3 protein-coding genes are annotated in these 5,623 nt (G+C 60.6%); 2 read left to right on the top strand and 1 reads right to left on the bottom strand.

The features are described from left to right. Window positions 1–214: 214 nt before the first annotated feature. Window positions 215–1,867 (bottom strand): ShlB/FhaC/HecB family hemolysin secretion/activation protein, encoded by a 1,653-nt coding sequence (locus GRI55_RS14675; protein WP_160767629.1) that lies wholly within the window; start codon window positions 1,865–1,867, stop codon window positions 215–217. Window positions 1,868–2,006: 139 nt separating this feature from the next. Between GRI55_RS14675 and GRI55_RS14670 the strand changes: the two genes are divergently transcribed. Then, window positions 2,007–3,332 carry a FecR domain-containing protein gene (locus GRI55_RS14670; protein WP_160767628.1) on the top strand — a complete coding sequence of 442 codons (1,326 nt, stop codon included), beginning with the start codon at window positions 2,007–2,009 and terminating at the stop codon, window positions 3,330–3,332. 29 nt (window positions 3,333–3,361) lie between these two features. After that, on the top strand, window positions 3,362–5,623 hold a 2,262-nt coding region (locus GRI55_RS14665; protein WP_160767627.1), incomplete at its 3' end, for an EAL domain-containing protein.

Genomic DNA, 5,623 nt, shown 5'->3' with positions numbered 1-5,623 from the left:
TTCCGCCTGGCTCTGTGGGATGAGGAACAGCAGCGTATGGTGACGTTTGCTGAAGCCGAGGAGTCGATGGGCTAGGCTTGTGTTCCAAACCACGAAACTTTGCATGGCGGAAGCAAATCCTGATTATCCCGTTCTTCTGCCCTTCGGCTTCTAAGGGCCTTGGCGTTTAAGGCCAATCGACTTCTTGTCCTTATTCGCCGAACTGCCCGAGCGACTAGAGTGTCTTGCGTAGCTTCACATTGAGGCGCGGATTGTCGTTGTCTGAATCGTAGCGCGGCCCGCTTAGTGGCATGGCAAGTTCGACGTCGAAATCGAGACCGTTGACGATGTCGGTCCTCAGGCCGCCGCCGGCCGAATAGAGTTCGCCCGTCCCCCTCCCATCCTCGAGATTGCTGACATACCCGCCGTCGGCATAGGCGTAGATCTGTATGTTATCGACAAGGTTCAGCGCATCGGCCCAGTCGTAGCGCAATTCGCCCGAGCCCATGATCCCTTCGTCACCCGAACGCTGGCTATAGGGGTAGCCGCGCAGGAAGCGGTTGCCGCCAAGACCAAGATCTTCGGTCGAAAGTAATGGAGCGCTCGCAATTTGTCCGCGGGCGGCCAATCCCATGCTGAAGCCCGAGCCGAGCTCGCGTTCCCAATCGGCCCAGGTGTATAGGCTGCTGAATGCCGCCGACGCATCGTCGCGCGAGGCGAGCGGATCGCCCAGCTCGGTGGCGCCGAGGATCGACAAGCCCTGCGAATAGGTTACCCGCGCACGGTATCGGCCCCCGACGACCGTGCCGGCCATGAAGGCGCCAATGCGCACGACAGGGATGCGATCGTGCCGGTCGAGCGCACCGTCGCGATCGCGCCGAATATCCTGAATCTGGAATTCGGCTTCGCCCCAGAGGCTGAAATTGCGACGTCTTACAAACGGATGACGCAATTCGATGCCAAGCCTCGTCGATCTGCCGGTAACATCGTCATCGGCGAGATAGGCGCCCGGATCGGTTCTGGAGTGGGAGACAACGACGCCCGCTTGCGTGCCGTTGGAACTGATGACCGCCTCGTATTTCAACTTGGCATATTGCAGTTCGCCCGGTTCGAAAGGCGTGGTTGCCAGCGTGATGTCGACCTCGTCGGTCGATGTGAGCAATCCGTTGAAATCGGCGTCGATCCGCAGTCGCTCAGGTCCCACAGGTGCCGAACCGTCGTTTTCGAACACCAAAGCACCACTGGCCCGCGATCGTCGCGCTTCAAGAACCAGGACACCTTCGTCGTCCTGGCGTTCGAAATAGGCCCTACGCACCCAGACGCCCGAGATATCGTCCGCCAGCAGCAGGTGCCGCTCGAGCCGTGCTTTGGTGACGGGGCGGCCGCCGAGTAGCGGGGTCAACTGATCGCGAATGGCAACATCATCGTCGCCATCGATCCTGATCCGGTCGATCCGGCCTTCGTCGACACGAACGCGTAGCACGCCAGCGCGCAGCGATTGCGGTTCGATCATCGCGGTCGCAAATACATAGCCCATGGTCTGCGCGCGCGATGCCACATCGCTGGCGAGTGCGTTCAGCTGTTCTCCGTCGAGATCGCGCGCGGCGTAACGCTCAACGATGTCAACGAAATCGGCGACTGACAATTCGCGCAACCCTTCGAGCGAGATCGGCCCTACGGTGTAAACGCTTGATCCAAAGCCTTGATCTTCGCCAGAACGAGGTTCGATCTGCGCTGCGGCGGCCGCATCGCGCGGCGCCAGCACGCCACTTTCCTGTTCGTCGACGGCTAGGGCCTCATCGATTGGATCGCGCGCATCCTGTGCATTCGCGGAGAATGCGACGCACAGGCCGACTGCCGCCAGTGAGGGATAAGATAGATAACGCACGCGTGAGAGACTCCAAGTGGACCACTCAAACTACCCGGGCGCGTCTTAATTTTTGGTTGCATTACCAGATGTTTAACCATGTTCGGTTGGTATATTGGAATACCCTTCTGCGAGATCGGACGCTCATAGGAGACCCATCTTGTCGACCCGGAAATTCCTGAAGACCGCTTCTCTCGCCCTCTTGCTCGCCAGCACCAGTGTCCACGCGCAGGTTGCATGGACAGTCAGCGAAACGGATGGACGCGTCGCAATACGCGACGAGAATGGCGAGAGACCGGCGCGCCGCGGGGCGAAGATCGCTGCTGGCGGTGCGATCGAGACCGGAGCTAATGGCTCGGCCGTCATCGTGCGCGAACGCGAATTTGTCACCGTCCGGCCTAACAGCCGCGTGAAAGTGCCAAAACCTTCGGAAGAGCGATCGGTGATCCAGATCGTCCAGGACTGGGGCAGCGCGGTTTTCAATATCGGCAAACAACCCGATCCCCATTTCGGCGTCCGCACGCCGACCCTGGCTGCGGTAGTGAAGGGAACCAGCTTCTCGATAACGGTCGATGGCAGCGGCTCTTCCATGCAGGTCACCGAGGGTGCGGTCGAGGTCTGGACCGGTGATGGAGGCGCACGCGATCTCGTGACACCAGGCGAGGTGGCGATGGTCGGCGCGGATGATCCGTTCCGCCTCACGATCATGGGTGATGAGACGCGCACCCTGGATTCACCTGCTCGCGACAACAATACTCCATCACCAACGGCTGCACCGCCCCCGACACCAAACGCATCTGACGCCAATACGAAGGTAACTGTGGAAGCAGTCGCTTCCGAGCAGCCGGTCATCGAGACACGTTTCGTGAGCGGGCCGAGAGATCTGGAGGATACGACCGAAGGCTTGGTTTCGGGCGAGATCGCGGCGGTCACGGATGATTTCGTTGCTGATCTATCACAGGAAGATGCCGAACCCGATCCCGCGCCAGCTCCGGAACTCGAGCTGGAACCACGACCCGAGCCTGAGCCGGAGCCCGAGCCGGAGCCCGAACCTGAGCCTGAGCCCGAGCCCGAGCCGGAGCCCGAACCTGAGCCGGAGCCCGAGCCGGAGCCCGAGCCCGAGCCCGAGCCGGAGCCCGAGCCTGAGCCCGAGCCCGAACCTGAGCCTGAGCCTGAGCCGGAGCCCGAACCTGAACCTGAGCCCGAACCTGAGCCCGAACCTGAACCTGAGCCCGAACCTGAGCCCGAACCTGAACCTGAGCCCGAACCTGAGCCCGAGCCCGAACCTGAGCCCGAGCCGGAACCCGAGCCGGAACCCGAACCTGAGCCAGAGCCGGAGCCCGAACCTGAGCCGGATCCGGGTGATGACGACGATGACGACGACGACGATGACGACGATGATGACGACGATGACGACGACGATGATGACGACGACGACGATGATGACGACGATGATGACGACGATGACGACGATGACGACGACTGATTGGCTCTAAGTGATCGTGCCCTGATCCTATGCGTTCGCCGTCCTACTCGACTGTGCCGCCGCGCTTGCCGTGGGAAAACATCCTGCTCGCTGCTCTCCTTATCGTCACGATCGGGTCGGCAGCGCAGTCAGGGGCTTTTCGCGAACTCGACAATGGCTTGAGGAATTTAAGCTTTGGGCTGAGGGACCGCACCGCGAGCGGTCAGATTCAAGTCGTCGAAATGGATGCGGCGAGCGTTGCCGCGATCCAGCGATGGCCTTGGCCGCGCAGCAATTATGCCGAAGTGGTGGCCGCGCTGGATGAAGCTGGGGCCCGCTCAATCATTTTCGACGTCGATTTTTCCTCAACTTCGAATCCGGTCGAGGACGCCGCACTCGCGCGCAGTCTGAGCGAAGCATCTGCCGAAATCGTTCTTCCCACATTTGGCCAGAGCGAAAGCTTCGAATCCGACCGGCAGATCGATGCCTTGCCCATAGCGTCATTGCGGCGACACGCTTCGCTGGCATCAGTTTCCGTCATACCTGATAGCGACGGCGTGGTGCGCAACATGCCCTTGGGCACGATGACCGCGGGCGTTCCCCGGCCCTCGCTTTCGGCTCAGGCTGCCGGCGTGGCCGGAAAGGCCGGTAACCAATTCCCGGTCGACTTCGCGATCGACCCCGTATCGATACCTCGATACAGCTTCATCGACGTCGCGAGCGGAAGGTTCGATCCTTCCACGATTACCGACAAGGATATACTCATTGGCGCGACGGCGATCGAGATGGGGGATCGATACGCGACGCCGCGGCACGGCGTCCTACCCGGAGTGATCGTACAAGCGATCGCTGCGGAGACATTGCTAGGCGGAATACCCATTTTCGGAGGATGGCTGGTTCCGCTGCTGGTGGGCGCGCTGGGTGCCGCCTTGGTCTTCGCGCAAAAGACCTATCCGCGCGTCGTAGCGACCTCCGGTCTTGGCGCTGCTGCGCTTTTCGGCGCCGATATCGCCGCATATAGCCTTGCTGGAGCGGACTTCCGGATCGTGGCCGGGCTGATCTTGGTCCTGGCATCCGGCGCAGCGCGTTCGGGTTTATTGCTTTACCGCGAAATGTATCGCGGCAAGCGGATCGACCAGGAAAGCGGCTTGCCGAACCGCCTTGCTTTGCGCGAGGCCGATGGTTCGCAGGAGAATGCCCAAACCATCGTCGCGATGCTCGCAAATTTCGACGCAATCAAATCGGTTATCGGTGCGGATGCTATCGGCTCATTGATGGGGAGTCTGGCGGCGCGAATGGGCGGCAGAGATATCGTCTACCGCATCGATGATCGCTGCCTTGCGTGGATTTCCGACGAGGCGCATGAAACCCGCATAGAGACGCTGACTGAACTGCGCCGCGAGTTACGACGGCCGTTAGAAATCTCCGGAAAGCGCGTTGATCCCGCGATTGTGTTCGGCATCGCTGCTGCAGGGGCAACTGCCGAAGCTTCGCTGGCAGCCAGCACCGCGCTGGCCAACGACAAGGTTTGGCACATGCATGAGGCGGCCGAGCAGGACCTTCTCGAGCAGCAGGTTTCGCTAATGGGAGAACTCGCCAACGCGATCGAAAACCATGAGCTCGAAGTCCACTACCAGCCCAAGCTCGATCTGATGACGGACTGTATCGCCAGTGTCGAAGCGCTCGTCCGCTGGCATCATCCCACGCGCGGCTATTTGAGCCCGGACAGCTTCATCCCGCTAGCCGAAAAGAACGATCACATCGCGGATATGACGCTGTTCGTTCTGCAGCGCACCCTGCGGGATCTTGCGCAGTGGCATGGCGCTGGCATCGAAGTGAAGGCGGCAGTGAACATATCGGCGCGCCTGCTTATTTCTCCGGCATTCTTCGATGCTGTAGGGGCCGCGCTCCAAGTAAGCGACACATCTGCCTCCGACCTCATTTTTGAGGTTACCGAGTCAGCGACCATGGCCGATCCGGCAGCCGCTTTGCGCGCGCTAGAGGGATACCGGCGGATGGGCATCATGATTTCGCTAGACGACTACGGCACCGGGCAATCGACGCTGACCTATCTCAAGACCCTGCCTCTCGGCGAATTGAAAATCGATCGAAGCTTCGTCGAGAATGCACATGAAGACAGCAGCGATGCGCTTTTGGTCCACTCGACGGTGAACCTCGCCCATGCTCTTGGCCTGCTGGTCGTCGCAGAAGGAATCGAGACTGTAGAATGTCTCGACTTTCTGCGCGAAGTAGGATGCGATCTCGCACAAGGCTACTTCGTATCTCGTCCCCTTCCGGCCAGCGAATTGCTG

The organism is Qipengyuania citrea, assembly GCF_009828015.1.
GTDB lineage: Bacteria > Pseudomonadota > Alphaproteobacteria > Sphingomonadales > Sphingomonadaceae > Qipengyuania > Qipengyuania citrea.
Note: the sequence above shows the minus strand (reverse complement) of the source record. Positions and strands in the feature narration are given on the sequence as shown.